Source organism: Cupriavidus sp. GW822-FHT03E04 (assembly GCF_058801495.1).
On sequence record NZ_JBXANI010000017.1, the window covers coordinates 42,589 to 61,419 of the forward strand.

17 protein-coding genes are annotated in these 18,831 nt (G+C 67.0%); 14 read left to right on the plus strand and 3 right to left on the minus strand.

All coding sequences use genetic code 11. The annotated features are described in order from the left end of the window. Position 1: 1 nt before the first annotated feature. Positions 2 to 289, minus strand: coding sequence for an HPr family phosphocarrier protein (locus AC1RQC_RS24285; RefSeq protein WP_492371192.1), 288 nt, complete (start codon positions 287 to 289; stop codon positions 2 to 4). A 220-nt stretch (positions 290 to 509) separates the two neighbouring features. Between AC1RQC_RS24285 and AC1RQC_RS24290 the strand changes: the two genes are divergently transcribed. Next, entirely contained in the window at positions 510 to 1,877 is a 1,368-nt protein-coding gene (locus AC1RQC_RS24290; protein ID WP_492371193.1) for a M20/M25/M40 family metallo-hydrolase, read from the plus strand. A gap of 41 nt (positions 1,878 to 1,918) precedes the next feature. Here the strand turns inward: AC1RQC_RS24290 and AC1RQC_RS24295 are convergent, their stop codons facing one another. Beyond that, the gene (locus AC1RQC_RS24295; RefSeq protein WP_492371194.1) at positions 1,919 to 4,486 is read right to left on the minus strand and encodes a sensor domain-containing protein; all 2,568 of its coding nucleotides are present in this window, start codon (positions 4,484 to 4,486) and stop codon (positions 1,919 to 1,921) included. A 242-nt stretch (positions 4,487 to 4,728) separates the two neighbouring features. On the opposite strand from AC1RQC_RS24295, the gene AC1RQC_RS24300 reads away from it, so the two are divergent. The 8 genes from AC1RQC_RS24300 (at position 4,729) to AC1RQC_RS24335 (ending at position 12,306) form a co-directional block, all read left to right on the plus strand. Then, positions 4,729 to 5,418, plus strand: a complete 690-nt coding sequence (locus AC1RQC_RS24300; RefSeq protein ID WP_492371195.1) for a cobalt-precorrin-7 (C(5))-methyltransferase — start codon at positions 4,729 to 4,731, stop codon at positions 5,416 to 5,418. 164 nt (positions 5,419 to 5,582) lie between these two features. Then, the gene (locus AC1RQC_RS24305; RefSeq protein ID WP_492371196.1) at positions 5,583 to 6,434 is read left to right on the plus strand and encodes a universal stress protein; all 852 of its coding nucleotides are present in this window, start codon (positions 5,583 to 5,585) and stop codon (positions 6,432 to 6,434) included. Between the two features lie 96 nt (positions 6,435 to 6,530). After that, complete coding sequence (locus AC1RQC_RS24310; protein ID WP_492371197.1) at positions 6,531 to 6,851, plus strand: metalloregulator ArsR/SmtB family transcription factor; 321 nt, start codon at positions 6,531 to 6,533, stop codon at positions 6,849 to 6,851. Between the two features lie 14 nt (positions 6,852 to 6,865). Next, on the plus strand, positions 6,866 to 7,300 hold the full coding sequence (locus AC1RQC_RS24315; protein ID WP_492371198.1) for a YeeE/YedE family protein: 435 nt from the start codon (positions 6,866 to 6,868) through the stop codon (positions 7,298 to 7,300). A gap of 8 nt (positions 7,301 to 7,308) precedes the next feature. Beyond that, entirely contained in the window at positions 7,309 to 7,773 is a 465-nt protein-coding gene (locus tag AC1RQC_RS24320) for a DUF6691 family protein (protein ID WP_492371199.1), read from the plus strand. A gap of 24 nt (positions 7,774 to 7,797) precedes the next feature. Next, the gene (locus tag AC1RQC_RS24325) at positions 7,798 to 8,748 is read left to right on the plus strand and encodes a cation diffusion facilitator family transporter (protein ID WP_174425909.1); all 951 of its coding nucleotides are present in this window, start codon (positions 7,798 to 7,800) and stop codon (positions 8,746 to 8,748) included. Between the two features lie 151 nt (positions 8,749 to 8,899). Continuing rightward, positions 8,900 to 10,324 carry a DHA2 family efflux MFS transporter permease subunit gene (locus tag AC1RQC_RS24330; protein ID WP_492884860.1) on the plus strand — a complete coding sequence of 475 codons (1,425 nt, stop codon included), beginning with the start codon at positions 8,900 to 8,902 and terminating at the stop codon, positions 10,322 to 10,324. Positions 10,325 to 10,593: 269 nt separating this feature from the next. Beyond that, entirely contained in the window at positions 10,594 to 12,306 is a 1,713-nt protein-coding gene (locus AC1RQC_RS24335) for an ABC-F family ATP-binding cassette domain-containing protein (protein WP_492884862.1), read from the plus strand. A 16-nt stretch (positions 12,307 to 12,322) separates the two neighbouring features. Here AC1RQC_RS24335 and AC1RQC_RS24340 read toward each other — a convergent pair whose 3' ends face one another. Next, positions 12,323 to 13,267 (minus strand): LysR substrate-binding domain-containing protein, encoded by a 945-nt coding sequence (locus AC1RQC_RS24340; protein WP_492371202.1) that lies wholly within the window; start codon positions 13,265 to 13,267, stop codon positions 12,323 to 12,325. Between the two features lie 157 nt (positions 13,268 to 13,424). Between AC1RQC_RS24340 and gtdA the strand changes: the two genes are divergently transcribed. The 5 genes from gtdA (at position 13,425) to AC1RQC_RS24365 (ending at position 18,676) form a co-directional block, all read left to right on the plus strand. Next, positions 13,425 to 14,471 (plus strand): gentisate 1,2-dioxygenase, encoded by a 1,047-nt coding sequence (gtdA, locus tag AC1RQC_RS24345; protein ID WP_492371203.1) that lies wholly within the window; start codon positions 13,425 to 13,427, stop codon positions 14,469 to 14,471. Between the two features lie 55 nt (positions 14,472 to 14,526). Beyond that, positions 14,527 to 15,225 carry a fumarylacetoacetate hydrolase family protein gene (locus tag AC1RQC_RS24350; RefSeq protein ID WP_492884865.1) on the plus strand — a complete coding sequence of 233 codons (699 nt, stop codon included), beginning with the start codon at positions 14,527 to 14,529 and terminating at the stop codon, positions 15,223 to 15,225. Positions 15,226 to 15,266: 41 nt separating this feature from the next. Continuing rightward, the gene (maiA, locus tag AC1RQC_RS24355; RefSeq protein WP_492371205.1) at positions 15,267 to 15,911 is read left to right on the plus strand and encodes a maleylacetoacetate isomerase; all 645 of its coding nucleotides are present in this window, start codon (positions 15,267 to 15,269) and stop codon (positions 15,909 to 15,911) included. A 61-nt stretch (positions 15,912 to 15,972) separates the two neighbouring features. Then, positions 15,973 to 17,181 carry a 3-hydroxybenzoate 6-monooxygenase gene (locus AC1RQC_RS24360; RefSeq protein WP_492884867.1) on the plus strand — a complete coding sequence of 403 codons (1,209 nt, stop codon included), beginning with the start codon at positions 15,973 to 15,975 and terminating at the stop codon, positions 17,179 to 17,181. Between the two features lie 154 nt (positions 17,182 to 17,335). After that, complete coding sequence (locus AC1RQC_RS24365; protein WP_492826724.1) at positions 17,336 to 18,676, plus strand: MFS transporter; 1,341 nt, start codon at positions 17,336 to 17,338, stop codon at positions 18,674 to 18,676. Positions 18,677 to 18,831 lie beyond the last annotated feature (155 nt).

Genomic DNA, 18,831 nt, shown 5'->3' on the forward strand with positions numbered 1-18,831 from the left:
CTTAGTCGGTCAGCAAGGCGCAGATGACGCGCAGCGCCACCGACTCGTCCGGGCCGCTGGCCTGGATGTGCAAACGCAGGCCGGCGCGCGCCGACAAGCGCATGACCTCGGACACATTCTTGGCGTCCGCCGCGCAGTCGTTGCTGCTTAGCTGGATGTTGCACTCGAACTGGCTGGCCGTGGCGGTCAGCCGTGTGGCCCTGCGGCCCTGCAGGCCGTGAGGACTGGACATCTCAATCGTTGCTTCTACCACATCACCCTCGGTAAAACCTCTATGCAGCGTGGACACCGGGCAAGCCGGAAGGCGGGCAACTGGCGCGGCATGGCCTGCCGCCAGGTATTGAATGGTAATCCAATTACCTTGCCTGGCACATGGATGCCTCATGCAGCCCACTTCTTGCAGCCCACTATCTCCCGCCTCGCTGGCAGAATATGGCTTCGCCCGGCCACAACCGATGCCTGTGCCGTTCGCCATGCCGCCATGTCCTTTCCGGAGCCATCGCCCCACCATGCAAGCACGCCCCCAATCCGTTGCCGTCCCGTTCCGTCCGCTTTCCCTGATGCTCGCGGGGCTTGCCCTGGCAGGCACCCACGCGGTTGCGCAGACCATCCCCGTGCCTGCGGTCTCGCCTGTGGTGGAGCGCACCTACGCCACACTCGAAGCCGCCCCGCTAGTCAAGAAGGTGCTGGCCGACGTGAAGGCGGATGACGCGCGCTCGCTGGGCGATCTCAAGACGCTGACCGAGATCCCCGCGCCACCGTTCAAGGAGAAGGCACGGGCCGAGCATTTCCTCTCCCGGCTCAAGGCGCTTGGCCTTGCCGATGCGCATATCGATGCCGAGGGCAATGCCATCGGCATCCGCAAGGGCAGCGGGAACGGCCCCAAGCTGCTGATCTCGGCGCACCTGGACACGGTCTTTCCCGAAGGCACTGATGTCACGGTCAAGCCGCGCGACGGCCGCCTCTATGCGCCAGGCATCTCGGATGACACGCGCGGGCTGACAGTCCTGTTGTCATGGCTCAAGGTGCTCAACGACAACCAGGTGCGCACCGTGGGCGACCTGGTGTTCGTTGGCAACGTGGGCGAGGAAGAGCTGGGCAACCTGCGCGGCATGAAGGCCGTGTTTCGCGACCACCCGGATATCGACGGCATGGTCGGGCTGGAGCCGGGCGTGGGCGACCGGGTGCTGTCGCTCGGCACCGGCAGCCATCGCTATGAGGTGACGTTCCGTGGCCCGGGCGGCCACAGCTTCGGCGCCTTCGGCCTGCCCAGCGCCATCCACGCGATGGGACGGGCCATTGCCAAGGTGAGCGACGTGCGCCCGCCCGAGGATCCCAAGACCACATTCACGGTGGGCACGGTGGGCGGCGGCACGTCGGTCAACGCGATTGCGGGCGATGCGCGCATGGCGGTGGATATCCGCTCCAACGCTACGCCATCGCTGCTGGAAACCGAGAAGCAGATCATGGCGGCCATCGAGGCCGGGGTTGCCGAGGAAAACCGCCGCTGGCATCCGGCCGACGCTGCCAGCCAGATCACCTACCAGGTCAAGCTGATCGGCGACCGTCCGGCGGGCCGCACGCCGCCAGACGCCACCATCGTGCAGGCAGCGGTGCGCGCCATCAAGGGCTACGGCAAGGGCACGCCCAGCCTGCGCGGCGGCAGCACCGACGCCAATGTGCCGATGTCGCTTGGCATTCCCGCCATCATCATCGGCAGCGGTGGCAAGACCGGCGGCTTCCATGCCCGCGATGAGTGGTACGACCCGACCAACGCCTGGGAAGGCGCCCAGGTCGGGCTAACCACCGTGCTCGGGCTGGTGGGCGTGCAGGGCGTGAGCCAGCCGTTGCTGGAAAAGCGCGCCGCCGCCAGGTAGCCAGCGGGCGGCGCCGGCCTAAGCCGCCACCGCCTCTTCATTCAACGCCGGGAATGCCGCTCCCCATGTTCCGCTGGCTGCCGCTCGACCGCCTGCGGCGCGGCGATCCATTTCGCCACCGCCAAGGCATCCAGCGGGCGCGAGAACAGATAGCCTTGCCCCATATGGCATCCCTGCGATAGCAGGAAGCGCCGCTGGGCTTCGTTTTCCACGCCTTCGGCGATCACCGCGAGCTTCAGGCTGTCGCCAATGCGGATGACGGCGCTGGCCAGCTCGCGGGCGGCGGCATCGCTTTCCAGGTCGATCACAAAGCTCTTGTCCAGCTTGAGCTGGTGCACGGGCAACTGCCTGAGGTAGCCCAGGCTGGAATACCCCGTGCCGAAGTCGTCCATGGACAAGCGCACGCCTTGTGCGTGGATGGCGGCAACGGTGGCGGCGAGGCCCGCGTCGTCTTCCATCAGCAGCCCTTCGGTCATCTCCAGCACCAGCGCCTGGGCGGGCAGCCCATGGCGGGCCAGGGTCTCGGCCACTTGCGCAGGCAGCCCCGGGTCGCGGAAGCTGGCGGGCGAGATATTGACGGAGATCGTGGGTACGGAAAGCCCTTCCCGGCGCCAGGCAGCTAGCTGCGCGCACGATTGCTCCAGCACCCAGCGGTCCAGCGTGCCAATCAGGCCGCTGTCTTCGGCCAGTGGCACGAAGCGGTCCGGCGACACCATCCCAAAGTGCGGGTGGTGCCAGCGCACCAGCACCTCCAGGCCATAGAGGCGCCCATCACGCAGGAACACCTGGGGCTGGAAGTTGAGATGAAGCTCCTCGGCCAGCAGGGCGTCGCGCAGCGCGGACTCCAGCGCCAGGCGCTCCTGGGCGGCCCAGTTCATCTCGATGCTGAAGAAGCGGAACAAGTTGCGCCCCGCGGCCTTGGCGTCGTACATGGCCATCTCGGCGCAGTGCAGCAGGTAGTCCAGCGCATCGCCGTCGGCCGGGAACATGCTGATGCCGATGCTGGCCGAGGGCGCAATGCTGGCGTGGTCGATGCGCAGCGGCTGGCGCAGCGCGGCCAGGATGCGCTTGCCCGCAGCAATGGTCTGGGTGCGGTCGCAGTCGGGGAGCACCAGCGCGAATTCGTCGCCCGACAGCCGCGCCACCAGCGCGGTATCCCCGGCGTGCGCGCTAAGGCGTTGCGCAACCTCGCGCAGCAGCTTGTCGCCGCCGACGTGGCCGAGCGAGTCGTTGATATGCTTGAAGCGGTCCAGGTCGACGAACAGCACGCTGAGCGTGGTGCCGGCCGAGCGCGCCGCGAGCAGCAGGGTGCCGGCCTGCATCTGCAGCAGGCTGCGGTTGGGCAAGCCGGTCAGTGAATCGTAGTGGTCGAGCTGCAGGATCCGCTCGGCGGCTTCCTCGCGCTCGAACGCGAGCTTGCACAGCGAGGCGCATACCTCGGCCAGCTGCTGGTGGAAGGCGTCGGGCTGGCGGACGGTGCGGCAGTAGAAGGCCAGCGTGGCAAGCACGCGGCCATCGCTTGCCTTGATCGGATAGGACCAGCATGCCGCCAGGCCGAGGGGTAGGGCAAGATCACGAAAATCCGCCCATAGCGGATCGTTGGCAATATCGCTGACCATCACCGGCTCGCCCAGCCAGGCGGCCGTGCCGCAGGAGCCCACGGATGGCCCGATGGTCAGGCCGTCCAGCGCGGCCGAATACTCGGGCGGCAGGCCAGGCGCGGCCAGCGGGTGCAGGCGCCCATCGGCGGCCACCCGCAGCACGGACGCGATCACGGCGGGTGCCACGCGTTGTACTTCTTCGCAGATCAATTCCATCACGGCGGGCAGCGGCTGCTCCATCACCATGGCTTGCAGTACCTTTCGCTGCAGCATCTCGTAGGTCCGCTGCTGGGTGATGTCGGAGAGGATGACGATGGCGTGATGCCGGTCGCCGGTCGCGCTGACCAGATGGCGCACGGTGGCGCTGACCCAGAGTGCGCTGCCGTCGCGCGCATACACCAGAGCCTCGTGGCGCTCGCCGCCCGGGGATGAGCGCTGGGCATGCAAGCGTTGCATCACGCCGGGATCGGTGAACTCGCCGGCCAGTATCTCGCGCGGGGTCTTGCCCCTCAGCTCGCAGGGCTTGTAGCCCAGCATGCGCGTGAGCCCGGCGTTGCCGTACACGATGTGCCAGTCGGCATCGACCACCAGCACGGCACTGTCGATCTCGTCGGCAATGACGGATAGCAACGGGTGATGGTCGCGGCTGGCATCCGGGTGGTTGGCCACCTTTACCAGCAGCGTGCGCAGTGTCACGTCGCCCAGGCGGGTGCTGGATTCCGCGACATGGCCAAAGCGAAGTTCGCCATCCGGTCTCAGTATCCGGACGGCGGGCAAGGGCTGGGCGCGCTGCGCGTCGGCATCCGGCAGCTTTTGCACGAGCGCCTCCACGTTCATGCCGAAGACTTGCGTACGGGATGCGCCATAGAGTGCCTCCGCAGCAGCGTTCAGGAAGATCACCTTGTTGTCCGTGTTCAGGATGAAGACGGCATCGGTGGCTTGCTCGAGCGAATTGCGGAACAACTGATGGGGGTCGGCTATGCTGAGCGCTTTGTCTCTATCTGGCATGAGTGAGGTAAACGTCGCTAACGACCGAGGGTGCCTGCCTTGCCCGGTGGGGGCTCGCGGGACATTGACTCGGCTCTGAAGCAGCTATCGGCATCCAGTGCCGGATCCTGAAGTACTTTTTTTTGCGCCAGGCGTTCCTCGGCGCAGGCCTCGCGCTCCGATGGCTTGGCATAATTGCGCCCTGTCTTGACGGGGCGATGCGCGCGCCGTCCCCTTTTGCATCGATCGAACCGGGATTCTTCATGATCATCTGCGCCGGCGTTGGCCCCGGGCACCTCGACTTCCTGACCCACGGCGTGGCGGAACTGGTCCGTGGCGCCGACATCGTGGCCGGCTTCGACACGGTCATCGACGTCATCCGCCCGCTGGTGCCGCCGGCGGCCCAGGTGGTCACCATGGGATACCAGGACCAGGTGGAGCGGCTTGCCTGGGTTGCCGCCGAGCACCATGGCGGCCGGCGCTGTGTGGTGCTGTTCATGGGCGACATGCACTTCAGCGGTTTCCAGTACCTGGAGCGGGTCGAGCGGGCATGCGGCCATCCGGTGGATACCGTGCCCGGCATCTCTTCGGCCCAGGTGCTGGCTGCGCGCGGCAAGGTTTGCTTCGACGAGACCACCTTCCTGACCTTTCACCGGCGCGGAGACCTGGAGCCGTTCAAGCGCCATCTGGTGCACGTGCTGGCGGACCAGCGCAACGCCATCGTGATTCCGCGCCCATGGGATTTCATGCCCAGCGATATCGCCGCCTGGCTGGTGGCGCAGGGCGTGCCGCCCGAGCATCCGGTCGAGGTCTGGGAGAACCTGACGCTGGCCGATGCGGACTGGCGTGGCACGCTGGCCAGTTGCACGCTGGCGTTCACCGATATGAGCATCATGCTGATCCGTGCGCTGGCGCCAATGGCCAGCCAGATCGAGCTGGCGCCGCTTGCGTAGTCCCGCGCGCCGGCCGCGCGGGGCAGGCTTTCGGCATTGATCTGCCGCAATTCGCCCGCATTGCCCGCTTGCGCTGCCCCGCGCACGGAGTAGAGTCCATTTTCGGATAGTCGGAAAAACGTCTGCAACCGTGTGCAGGGGTCTCCAGATCGGAGGAAAACATCATGGATTTCAAGACCGTGCTGGTCGAACTCGGTGCGGATCCCGGCTGTGCGGATCGCGTCAACCTGGCTGCGGAACTGGCGCAGCGCTCGGCCGGCCATGTGATCGGGGTGACGGCCACCGGCATGCGGCTGGAGCCGTTCCGGGGCGCGGGCGACGAGGCGGGATACTACGCGGAACTGGCCCGGCGCCAGTTGCTGGCGCAGGGCGCCGAAGCCAGCGCCGCATTTCATCGGGCCATGAGCGAAGCGGCGCCCGGCGTGGGTTTCACCCACCGGGTCATCGAGGACGACGTGGGCTGGGCGCTGGTCCAGCAGGGGCGGGTGGCGGACGTAGTCGTCCTGGCCCGCTTGCCCGGGCCGGAGTCCATTCCCGTGCTGGTGGCACAGACCCCGGAATATGTGTTGCTCAACACCGGCCGCCCGGTGCTGCTGGTGCCGCCGGGCGTGCGGCATCTACCCTGCGAACATGTCGCCATCGCATGGGATGGTGGGCGGGAAGCCGCCCGGGCCGTGGCCGATGCGATGCCTCTGCTGCGCCTGGCCAAGCGTGTCACCGTGGTGTCGGCGTCCAGCGCGCATGACGGCTCGGCGACCCACGGCATGCCCGATGTGCCCGGTGCGCACGCCGGCCTGCGAGATCACCTGGCGCGCCAGGGCATCACCAGCGTCATGCACGCCGTGCAAGGCAGCCATGGGATTGGCCAACTACTGCTGGAGGCGGTGCGGCACTTGCAGGCCGACCTGCTGGTGGCGGGTGGCTATGGGCACGCCCGGCTGCGCGAGCTGGTCACTGGCGGCACCACCCGCACCCTGATGCGCCACGCCGACATTCCGGTGTTGATGTCGCATTGAAGGTCGGTCTCGACTGGCATCAATATACTTTTTAATATAATATTAAACCGTATATTGATTAGCAGGCCGGGGTCTCGCCCGGCCTTTGCCGAACCCATGCAAGCGGCTTCTCCCTCCCTGAGCCTGGACACGATGCGCGCCGCCGCGGGCGACGCCACCGCCATGTTGCGCGCCCTCGCCAATGAAGACAGGCTGCTGCTGCTTTGCCAGCTTAGCCAGGGCGAGATGTCGGTGGGCGAGCTCGAAGCGCTGCTTGGCATCCATCAACCCACCTTGTCGCAACAGCTTGGTGTGCTGCGCGCGGAAGGGCTGGTCAACACGCGGCGCGACGGCAAGCGGATTTTTTACGCGGTTGCCGATGCGCGGGCGCTGGCCGTGCTCGAAACGCTTTACGCCCTGTATTGCCCCACTGAATGAAGGAGCCACTGGCCATGATCATCGACTGGACACACTTCACGCCCTGGTCCGCGCTGGGCGGGGGCCTGCTGATTGGACTGGCCGCCGCCGCGCTCGTGCTGTTCAACGGGCGCATCGCGGGCATCAGCGGCATCGTTGGTGGCTTGCTGCGGCCAACGCGCGCGGAAGCCGGCTGGCGTATCGCCTTTGTGCTTGGCCTGCTGGCGGCACCGCTGCTCTGGCGCCTGTTCGGCGCGCTGCCGGAGATCCGGGTCCATGCCGGCGCTGGCCTGCTGGTCGTAGCCGGCTTGCTGGTGGGATTGGGTACCCGCTACGGCGCGGGCTGCACCAGCGGGCATGGCGTTTGCGGGCTGTCGCGGCTCTCTCCGCGCTCGCTGGCGGCCACCGCGGCCTTCATGGGGGCCGGTTTTGCGACGGTCTTTGTCGCACGGCACCTGCTCGGCGCATGAGGAGCGACATGAACCGCCTTTCTTCCTTGCTGATCTCGCTGGCCTCTGGCCTGGTGTTCGGCCTCGGGCTGATCCTGGCCGGCATGGCCAATCCGCAGAAGGTGCTCGGATTTCTCGACCTTGCCGGGCGCTGGGATCCCTCGCTGGCGCTGGTGATGGGCGGCGCGATCGCGGTGGGCGTAGTGGCGTTCGGTATCGCCCGGCGGCGTGCCGTCTCGCTGCTGGGCATGCCCATGCAGCTGCCGGCGTCGCGCCGGATTGACCGGCGCTTGCTTGGTGGTGGCCTGTTGTTCGGCGTGGGCTGGGGGCTGGCGGGGATCTGCCCGGGGCCCGCGCTGGTGCTGCTGGGCGCGGGCGCATGGCAAGGCGCAGTCTTTGCGCTGGCCATGCTGGCCGGCATGGCGCTGTTCGAGTGGCTAGAATGGCTGGGGCGCGGCCGCGCTTTACCCGGCAAGGCATTAACCGGACATTAACCGGACAACAGGAGTCATCCATCGATGCGAACTGACGAGGTCATCGACGAGGCCGAGGTAGAAACGCCCGCCAGAGCCCAGGCGGCGCGGCGCAGCACCTGGGTGAGCGTGGCCGTGAATATCCTGCTGACCTGCATGCAACTGGTGGCGGGCGTGGTGGCCGGCTCCCAGGCGTTGATCGCGGATGCCATTCACTCGCTCTCCGACCTGGTCTCGGACTTTGTGGTGCTGTTCGCCAGTCACCATAGCCGCAAGGGCGCGGATGCCGACCACCAATATGGCCACCAGCGTTTCGAGACCGCCGCCTCGCTGGCAATCGGCCTGCTGCTGCTTGCGGTCGGCGTCGGCATGCTGTGGTCGGCCGTGCAAAAGCTGGAGCATCCCGAGTTGATCCAGCCGGTCAAGGGTGTCGCGCTGTGGGTGGCATTGGGCGCGCTGGCGGCAAAGGAATCGTTGTTCCGCTACATGCTCGCCGTGGCCGAGCGCGTGCGCTCCAGCATGCTGGTTGCCAACGCATGGCATGCGCGCTCGGATGCGGCATCGTCGCTGGTGGTCGCCGTGGGCATCGGCGGCAACCTGCTTGGCTACCACATGCTTGATCCAGTGGCCGCCCTGGTGGTCGGCCTGATGGTGACCAGGATGGGCTGGAAGTTCTCCTGGGATGCCCTGCATGACCTGATGGACCGCGCCGTGGATGCGCAGAGCATCGAGGCGATCCGGCAGGCCATGCTGGCCACGCCAGGCGTGCTGGGCCTGCATGACCTGAAGACCCGCAAGATGGGCGACGCGATCCTGGTCGACGTGCATCTGGAGATCGATGGCGCAATGACGGTCGAGGCGGGGCACCGTATTGCGGTGGAGGCGCGCCTCGCCGCCATGCAGATTCAGGACGTGCTGAATGTGATGACCCATGTCGACCCGGTGCGCGTGCCGCAGCGCCAGGCGGAAGACCCGGCGCGCGCAGGCGCGGCATGATGGACTGGCCAAAGCGTGGGCCGGGCGGGGCAAACGTCCTTTGCCGATGCCCGGTATGATTGCCATCCTGGCTTGAAACGGCTTTCCCGGTGGCAAAAAGCGGTCCGCCCGCTTCGCCGCGCAGACACGCACCCCCCGCACCCGCCGCTCCATGGACCACACGCAAACCCAGTCATCGTCGATGAGATTCCTGCCGTATCTCGTCGCGGCTACCTTCTTCATGGAGTACCTCGATACCACCGTGCTCGCCACTGCGTTGCCGCAGATGGCGCAGTCGTTCGGGGTCGGGCCGAATGACCTGAGCCTGGGCATGACGGCCTATATGCTGGCGCTGGCGGTGTTTATCCCGATCAGCGGATGGATCGCTGATCGCTTCGGGTCAAGGACGGTGTTCGGCGGGGCGATCGTTGTTTTCACGGTGGCCTCGGTGCTGTGCGGCGCATCGAACGGGTTATTCGCGTTCACCGCGGCGCGCGTGCTGCAAGGCATTGGCGGCGCGATGATGGTGCCGGTCGGGCGGCTGATCGTGGTGCGCAACACGGATAAGCGCCAGTTGATCAAGGCCATCTCCACCATCACCTGGCCGGCCATCGTGGCGCCTGTGGTGGGGCCGCCCATTGGCGGGTTCATCACCACCTACGCCTCCTGGCGCTGGATCTTCCTGCTCAACGTGCCATTCGGCATCGCCGCGCTGATCGCCACCTTCATGATGATCCGCAACGAACGCGCGAGCGAGCCCAAGCCGCTTGATATCGTCGGCTTCCTGCTCAGCGGCGCCACGCTCACCTTCGTGCTGTACGGCACGGAGCTGGCCAGCCAGCAAGGCTCCAGCCTGGCAACGGCGGGCGCGTTCGTGGCCGCCGGCCTCGCCCTGGGCGTGCTCGCCGTGCGCCATGCAGCGGGCCGCGAGCATCCGCTGCTCGATTTCACGACGCTGCGCGTGCCGACGTTCTCGGTCACCGTGATCACCGGGTCCGTCACCCGCATCGGCATCGGGGCGGTGCCGTATTTGATGCCGCTGCTGTTCCAGGTTGGCTTCGGGCTGTCCGCGTTCCGCTCCGGGCTGTTGCTGCTCGCCAGCGCGCTCGGCAACCTCGGCATGAAGGCCTTGACCACGCGCGTGCTGCAACACTACGGCTTTCGCGCCACCGCGATCGTCGACGTGGCTTTCGCCAGCGTGTTCATCGTCGCGTGCGGCTTGCTCACGCCCGAGACGCCGCTCGCCATCGTGCTGTTCGTGGTGTTTATCTACGGCGTGACGCGCTCGATGCAGTTCTCCACGCTCGCCACGCTGGCCTACGCCGATATCCCGCAAAACCAGATGAGCAGCGCCAATACGCTATGGAATGCTGCCCAGCAGATGTCGATCGGCCTTGGCATTGCGTTTGGCTCGCTGTCGCTGAGGATTGCCGCATCGCTGCGCGGCGAGGCCAGCGACGTGCCGCACTTTACGCTCGGTGATTTTCGCTGGGCGTTTCTCTTCGCGGGCGCGCTGACGCTGGTGTCGTTGATCGGGTATGTCCGGCTCGCGCCGGATGCGGGGCGGCATCTGTCGAGCCGGCGGGCGGCTGGATGACGGGTTCCTCCCGATATGAAGTGAGTGGCGGGCGAGCGTGAGCCGGGCGAACGCTGCGCAATGCTCGCCCGCTGCGGGCTACACAAACTGAACGGAACTCGGCAGGGGCCTGACCGGTCACACCATCCGCATCCACCGGAGTCAACGCAAAATGATCCTGTAAGCCCACTTCAAACCTGTTCGCGCTTGTTGAACCCTTGTTAACCCTTGTTGTGCCCTCGTTGAGCACTTGGGTTCCAGGCGCGCTACCTGTCTTGTCTGGAGCTTGCATGGCTGACTTCACATCGATTCCGTTCGCGGTTTTCTCCGCGCCGCAGTCCGGCGGTAATTCTGGTGCCACCCCCCTGGATTCCCACTCAGCTTCGCAGCCGGCGTTCTGGATTTCTTTGCGCCACGTCACCGTGGCGCTGCCCGATGGGCGGGTGCTTCTGGACGACCTGAGCGACACCTTCCCACCCCGGCGCATCGGCCTGGTTGGCCGCAACGGCACCGGCAAGAGCGTGCTGGCAAAGGTGCTGGCGGGCCTGGTCACGCCGGATGCCGGGCGCGTCGTCAGGCATGCCACCGTTGCCTATGTGCCGCAAGACGGCAGGCTGGCAGCTGGCGCGACGCTGGCGGATGTCGCCGGCCTGACGCCGGCTTTCGATGCGCTCGCCCGGGTGGAGCGGGGCGAGCCGGAGGGGGCGGACTTCGACCTGCTGGAAGGGCGGTGGGACCTGCGCGGCCAGCTGCGGCTGGCCTGCGAGGCGGCTGGCCTGGGGCATCTGGAGCCGGAGCGGCTCGCCGCCAGCCTCAGCGGTGGCGAACTCACGCGCGTGGCGCTGGTGGGGGCCTTTCTTTCCAGCGCAGATGGACTGGTGCTCGACGAACCCACCAATCACCTCGACTTCGTCGCCCGGCAATGGCTGCGCGCTCAGTTGCGGCAATGGCGCGGCGGCGTGGTGGTGGTCAGCCACGACCGCGAATTGCTGGAAGACATGGACCATATCGCCGCGCTGACGCCGGATGGCTTGCGCCACTACGGCGGCAACTACACGCTGTATGCGGTGCAGCGCGATGCCGAAGCCGCCGCCGCGCAAGCCGCGCTGGATCACGCGCGGACCAGCCGTAACTCGGCCTTGCGCGACTTGCGGCGCCAGCACGATGCCCATCAGCGCCGTGCCGCGCGCAACGACCGCGCGGGCACGATGGCCAACCTGCCCGGCATCCACCTCGGCCGGCTGAAGGACGGTGCGCAGGGGTATTCCGGCCGCGAGCAGCGGCGCCAGCAGGAAACCCGCGCGACGCTGGACGATGCCGTGCGGCAAGCCGCGCAGCGCATCGAGGCCGGCCCGCCGGTGGCGCTGATGCTGCCCGGCGCGGTGGTCGCCGCGGGCAAGCGCGTGGTGCACGCGCAAGATGCGATCCTGCCGTTTGCGGCCGGCGCAAAGCCGCTCAGCCTGACGCTGGCGGGGCCGGTGCGCGTTGCCGTGACCGGGCCGAACGGCTGCGGTAAAACCACGTTGCTCAAGCTGCTGGCCGGCGTCGAGAACCTGGTGTCCGGGACCTGCTCGGCAGGTGTTCCCAATGCCTGGCTCGATCAGCAGGCGGCGACCCTGCTGCCGCCGGCGATGTCCGTGCTGGAGCGGCTGCGCGAATTGGACAGCCCCTTGCCGGAGGGCGTGCTGCGCAGTCATTTGTCGTTGCTCGGGCTGGGCGCGGCGCTGGTGCGGCAGCCTTCCGGCGAATTGAGCGGGGGCGAGCGCCTGAAGGCGGCGCTTGCCTGCGCTTTATGGGCCGCGCAGCCTGCCCAAATGCTCTTGCTCGATGAGCCTACCAATCACCTCGACCTGGATTCGGTGCGCGCGCTGGAGCAGGCCTTGAGCGCCTATCCCGGCGCCATCCTGGTGGCGTCGCACGACCGGCGCTTCCTCGACGCGCTGGATTTGACCCACGTGCTGGCGTGGCAAGGCGGGGACTGGCAACTGGCGGCTTGCAGGTAAGCCGCGCGGGCTGGTGTCACCCGTGCGTGTCGTCGGGGATTTCATCGACCGAGCGCACCGCCGCGCGCCGCAGGGCGTCCAGCGCGACACTGACCGCGATACGGCCAAAGCCGTCGTCGCGCCAGTACATGGATACCGAGCCAAAGCCCGCCAGCCGCAGCGGCAGGATGCGCAGGGCGCCGAGATGCTCCAGGCGCCGCGCGGTCCGGTGCGAGGCCACGCCGATCATGTTGCTGTGGTTGAGCAAGGTCAGGTTGAGGATGACCGAGTTCGACTCCACGCAATCGGCCGGCATGCCCTGGCCAGCCGCGTTCAGCGCCGACTCCAGCGTGTTGCGGATGGGCGTGCCGCGTGGCCACACGATCCACCGGTATGCCTGCAGGTCGCTCCAGCCCGGTTCGGCCAGCTCAAACAGCGGATGCCGCGGGCGCGTGACGAAATGGATCGGCTCCATGTAGAGCGCCTCGGCGCGCATTTGCCCGTCCTGCAGTTCCGGCGCGGAGCGGCCCACCACGATATCGACCTCGCCCCGGGCCAGTTGCGCCATCAACAGGTTCATGGTGCTTTCCACCAGCCGGACATGGGCTTTCGGCAGGCGCTGCAACAGCGAGGTGACGGCTAGCGGCACGGTATCGGCAGCCGACGCGCCGGAGGCGCCGATCACCACCAGACCGCTGCCGCCTTCGCGCATGGCCTGCATGTCGTCGCGGGCGGTATCCAGGTGCGCCTCGATGCGCCTGGCATGGGCAATCATCGATTCGCCATAGGGCGTGGGGCGCAGGCCGCGCGCGTGGCGCTCGAACAGCGGCAGCCCGATGTCGTCTTCGAGTTCCTTGAGCCATTTCGACAAGGCGGGCTGCGTAGTGCTGAGCGCCGCGGCTGTCTGGCTCATGTTTCCGGTCTGCGCCAGGCTAAGCAGCATCTGCAAGTTGCGCAGCCGGAGCCGCTGGGTCCAATCCATCAGGGTATTCCCTTTGAGGTATATCCATATCCATATGGATAAGAGGAATCCATCATTTTACAAGGTATATCTCCGGGCGTATAAATCTTCCATCGCACCCCGCAGCCCACGGCGGCTGCCCAGCGCCCCGACCGGGCGATGAATCGGAGACAAGGCCATGCCAGACGCAAAGAAGAGCACCGACCGTTCAGCTTATTACAGCCGCATCGGCCGCAACCAGATGGCGCCCCTGTGGGAATCGCTGCACGCGCTGGTCCCGCGCGAGCCTCGTCCGCAAGCGCAGCCGGCGATCTGGAAATACGCCGAGATCCGCCCGCTGGTGATGCAGGCGGGCGAGGTCATCAGCGCGGAAGAAGCCGTGCGCCGCGTGCTGGTGCTGGAGAATCCTGGCCTGCCCGGCAAGTCCAGCATCACCTCCACGCTGTACGCCGGCTTGCAGCTGATCCTGCCCGGCGAGATTGCCCCCAGCCATCGCCATACCCAGTCCGCGCTGCGCTTTATCGTGGAAGGCCGCGGCGCCTGGACCGCCGTCAACGGCGAGCGCACCACCATGCATCCGGGCGATTTCATCATCACGCCGTCGTGGACCTGGCATGACCACGGCAACCCGTCCGTGGAGCAGGGCGGCGAGCCGGTGGTCTGGCTCGACGGGCTGGATATCCCGCTGCTGCAGCACCTGGACGCCGGTTTTGCGGAAAACTACCCCGAAGCCTCGCAGCCGGTGCTGCGTCCCGAAGGCGACAGTTTTGCCCGCTTCGGCCACAACATGCTGCCGGTGCGCCACCGCGTCACCGATCCCACCTCGCCAATCTTCAGCTATCCCTATGCCCGCAGCCGCGAGGCGCTGGACCAGCTCTACCGCAACGGCGAGCTCGATGCCTGGGATGGCGTGAAGCTGCGCTATGTGAACCCGGCCACCGGCGGCTGGCCGATGCCGACCATGGCTACCTTCATGCAATACCTCCCTGCCGGTTTCCAGGGCAAAACGTATCGCAGTACCGACGCCACCATCTATTCCGTGGTGGAAGGGCGCGGCACCGTGCGCATCGGCGAGGCGCAGTTCCAGTTCGAGCCGCGCGACACCTTCGTGGCGCCGTCCTGGCAGCCGGTGCAACTGGCTTCGGTCGAGGACACGGTGCTGTTCAGCTATTCCGACCGCCCGGTGCTGTCCGCGCTCAACCTGCTGCGCGAGGAGCGCACCTGATCCGGCGCAGTCCCATTTCTTTGCCTTTTTCCCATTTCCTTGCCTGAGGTCTTCCATGTCTTTCGTCATTTCCCCTCCCGCTGCCGTGGCCGTGCCGGTCGTTGGCACCAGCGACCAGTTTCCCGTGCGCCGCGTCTACTGCGTGGGCCGTAACTACGCCGCGCATGCCCGCGAGATGGGCTTCGATCCGGACCGCGAGCCGCCGTTCTTCTTCTGCAAGCCGGCCGATGCCGTGATCCCGGTCGCCTATGGCGAGACCCTGACGCTGGCGTACCCGGCCCAGACCAGCAACTACCACTATGAATCCGAGCTGGTTGTCGCCATCGGCAAGGGCGGCTCCGATATTTTGCTGGAACAGGCGCTGGAGCACGTCTGGGGCTATGCCGTGGGCCTGGACATGACCCGCCGCGACCTGCAGATGAAGATGCGCGAGATGGGCCGCCCGTGGGAAATCGGCAAGGCCTTCGACGCCTCGGCGCCGATCGGCCCGATCCATCCGGCTAGCGAAGTGGGGCATTTCGAGCAGGCCGCGATCTGGCTGACCGTCAACGGCGCCGACAAGCAGCGCAGCGACGTCACGCACCTGATCTGGTCGGTGGCCGAGACCGTGGCGGACCTCTCCAAGTACTTCCGCCTGGAACCGGGCGACCTGATCTACACCGGTACGCCGGAAGGCGTCGGGGCCGTCAAGCCGGGTGACCTGATGGTTGCCGGCGTGGAGCGCCTCGGCGAGCTGTCGGTGCGGGTGGCCTGACGGCGTCGAGGTTCCGGGATTTCGAGAAAGAGGGCTTCACCGTGCAGATCTATAGTTTCTTCAACAGCTCCACGTCGTACCGCGTGCGCATCGCGCTGGCGCTCAAGGGCCTGCCGTACGACTACCAGCCGGTCAACATCCGCGTGGGCGAGCATCGCGTCGCGGACTATGTGGCGGCCATCAACCCCTCGGCGGTGGTGCCGGCGCTGGTGGACGGCGACTTCCACCTGGGCCAGTCGATGGCGATCATCGACTACCTCGACGCCCGCCATCCCGAGCCGCGGCTGATCCCGCAAGCGGCGGAGCTGCGCGCGCGGGTGCTGGAGCTGGCCAATGTGATTGCCTGCGATATCCATCCGGTCAACAACCTGCGCATCCTGCGCTACCTGCAGGACACGCTGGGCGTGACACCGGAGCAAAAGGACGCCTGGTACCAGCATTGGGTGGACGAAGGGCTGGGCGCGGTGGAGCGGCTGCTGGCGCAGCACGGGCGCGGCCCGTGGTGTTTCGGCGACCAGCCCACGCTGGCCGACTGCTGCCTGGTGCCGCAGATCGCCAATGCGCAGCGCATGGGCTGCCGTACCGAACATTTCGAGCACGCCATGGCGGTCTACCGCCATGCCTGCGAGCACCCGGCCTTCCAGCAGGCAGAACCTCAGCGGCAGCCGGACTACACGGCGCGCTAACCAACGCGACAGGGCACCCCGAGGCCGGATGGCCACCGGGTGCGCACCCAAGGAGACGAACATGAACAACACGCGCAACACGGACCGCAAGGTGATCGTGGTCGGCGGCGGCATCGGCGGCCTGGCCGCCGCACTGGCGCTCGCCCGGCAGGGCATCCGCGTTGAATTGCTGGAACAGGCGGCCCAGATCGGTGAAATCGGCGCCGGCATCCAGCTTGGTGCCAACGCCTTTGCCGCGCTGGATGCGCTGGGCGTGGGCGAAGCCGCGCGCAAGCGCTCCGTTTTCACCGACTACCTGGTGATGATGGATGCGATTGACGCCACGGAAATCGCCAAGGTGGATGTCGGCGAGCGCTATCGCCAGCGCTTCGGCAACCCCTATGCGGTGATCCATCGCGCCGACATCCACCTGTCCATCCTGGAAGCCGTGCGGGATCACCCGCTGATTCAGTTCCGCACCGCCACCACGGTGTGCGCGCTGGAGCAGGACGAACGCGGCGTGACCGTGATCGACCAGCACGGCGAACGCCACCAGGGCGAGGCCGTGATCGGCTGCGACGGCGTGAAATCCGCCGTGCGCCAGGCCTTGCTCGGCGACGAACCGCGCGTGACCGGCCACGTGGTGTACCGCGCCGTGGTGGATGTGGCCGACATGCCGGCCGACCTGCAGATCAACGCGCCGGTAGTGTGGGCCGGCCCCAACTGCCATCTGGTGCACTACCCGCTGCGCGGCGGCGAGCAGTACAACCTGGTGGTGACCTTCCATAGCCGCGAGAAAGAAGTCTGGGGCGTGCGCGATGGCAGCAAGGAAGAAGTGCTGTCGTACTTCGAGGGCATCCACGCCCGGCCGCACCAGATGCTGGACCGGCCCACCTCCTGGCGGCGCTGGGCCACCGCGGACCGCGACCCGGTGGAGCAATGGAGCTTTGGCCGCGCCACCATCCTGGGCGATGCCGCCCACCCCATGACGCAGTACCTCGCGCAGGGCGCCTGCCAGGCGCTGGAAGATGCCGTGACACTCGGCGCGGCCGTGGCCGAGACCGACGGCGATTTCGTGGCGGCCTTTGCGCTGTACGAGAAGGCGCGCATCCCGCGCACCGCGCGCGTGCTGTACTCCGCCCGCGAGATGGGCCGGCTGTATCACGCCAAGGGCGTGGAGCGGCTGGTGCGCAATTCGTTGTGGGTCGGACGCACGCAGGACCAGTTCTACGACGCGCTGCAATGGCTGCACGGCTGGCGCGCGCAAGACTGCCTGGGCGGGGCGCGGTAGGAGGAGCGCCGGCCCGAAGTGACCCAAAGTGGCCCAAAGTGTCCCAAAGTGTCCAAAAGAAGCAAAGAGCAACCAAAGAGCGGCCAAAGAGCCGCCAAAAAATGGCGAGCCGATCGCAAATCGGCCGCTTCGAAACACAATGCAGGAGACCGCTGTGCCCACGCAACCATCCATCGGCATTACCGAATTCATCGATCGCCAGCCGCTATCGGCCTTCCAGGTCACGATCGTCGCGCTTTGCTTCTTGATCGTCGCCATCGACGGGTTTGATACCGCCGCGATCGGCTTTATCGCACCCGCGATCCGCGCCGAATGGCAGCTCACGCCGGCGCACCTGGCGCCGTTGTTTGGCGCCGGGCTCACCGGCCTGATGGCCGGCGCGTTCCTGTTCGGCCCGCTGGCCGACCGCTTTGGCCGCAAGAGCGTGCTGCTCTTCTGCGTGCTGTTCTTTGGCATCGCGAGCCTGGCCTCCGCGTTCTCCGGCTCGCTGTGGGGGCTGGTGGCGCTGCGTTTCCTGACCGGTCTGGGGCTGGGCGGCGCCATGCCCAATACCATCACGCTGACCTCCGAGTATTGCCCGGCCAAGCGCCGCTCTTTCCTGGTCACGACCATGTTCTGCGGCTTCACGATCGGCTCGGCCCTTGGCGGCCTGGCCTCGGCGAACCTGATCGAGGAGCACGGCTGGCGCGCCGTGCTGCTGCTGGGTGGCGTGCTGCCGTTGCTGCTGCTGCCGCTCCTGGTCTGGAAGCTGCCTGAGTCGGTTCGCTACCTGGTGCTGAGCGGCAAGCACCCGGAGAAGGTAGCGGCCATCCTGGAGCGGATCGCGCCGCGCGAGCGTGTCGCACCTGGCAGTATCGTGGTGGCGGACAAGCGCGCGCCCGGCTCGCCGGCTGCGCACCTGTTCAAGCCCGAACTGGTGCGCGGGACCTTGCTGCTGTGGCTGACCTTCTTCATGAGCTTGCTGGTGATCTACCTGCTGTCCAGCTGGCTGCCCACGTTGCTGCGGGCAACCGGGATCTCGCTCAAGACGGCGGCCCTGGTCACCATGATGTTCCAGGTGGGCGGCACACTCGGCGCCATCGTGCTGGGCTGGCTGATGGACCGGGCCAACCCGCACTATGTGCTGGCCGCAAGCTACGCGCTGGCAGGTGTGTTCATCACCGCCATCGGCAGCCTGACCACGGCGCCATGGTTGGCCGGGGTGGCGGTATTCGCCGCTGGCTTCTGCATCTCCGGCTCGCAAGTGGGCGCCAATGCCTTGTCGGCGGCTTACTATCCCACCGATTGCCGCGCCACCGGCGTGAGCTGGGCCAATGGCGTCGGGCGGATGGGCTCGGTGGTTGGCTCGGTCGGGGGCGGCACGATGTTGTCGATGGGCCTGACCATGCCGGCGCTGTTCCTGATGGTGGGGATACCGGCGGTGATCGCTGGCGCCACCATGCTCCGGTTCGGACGCCATCGCGCGGGCCAGGCACGGCGCATGGCGGCGGCTTGAGGGCTGCCAGCGGCGGGTGCGCGTTTCATCCTTGAGTATTCAAATGATAATCGTTATCATTTGAATACTCGGGTTAGTGACACGATCTGAGTCAGCAAATGGGTTACCGGACACGTCTCGTGTCCGGTTTTTTTGTGCCTCCGCCTTACCGTTAC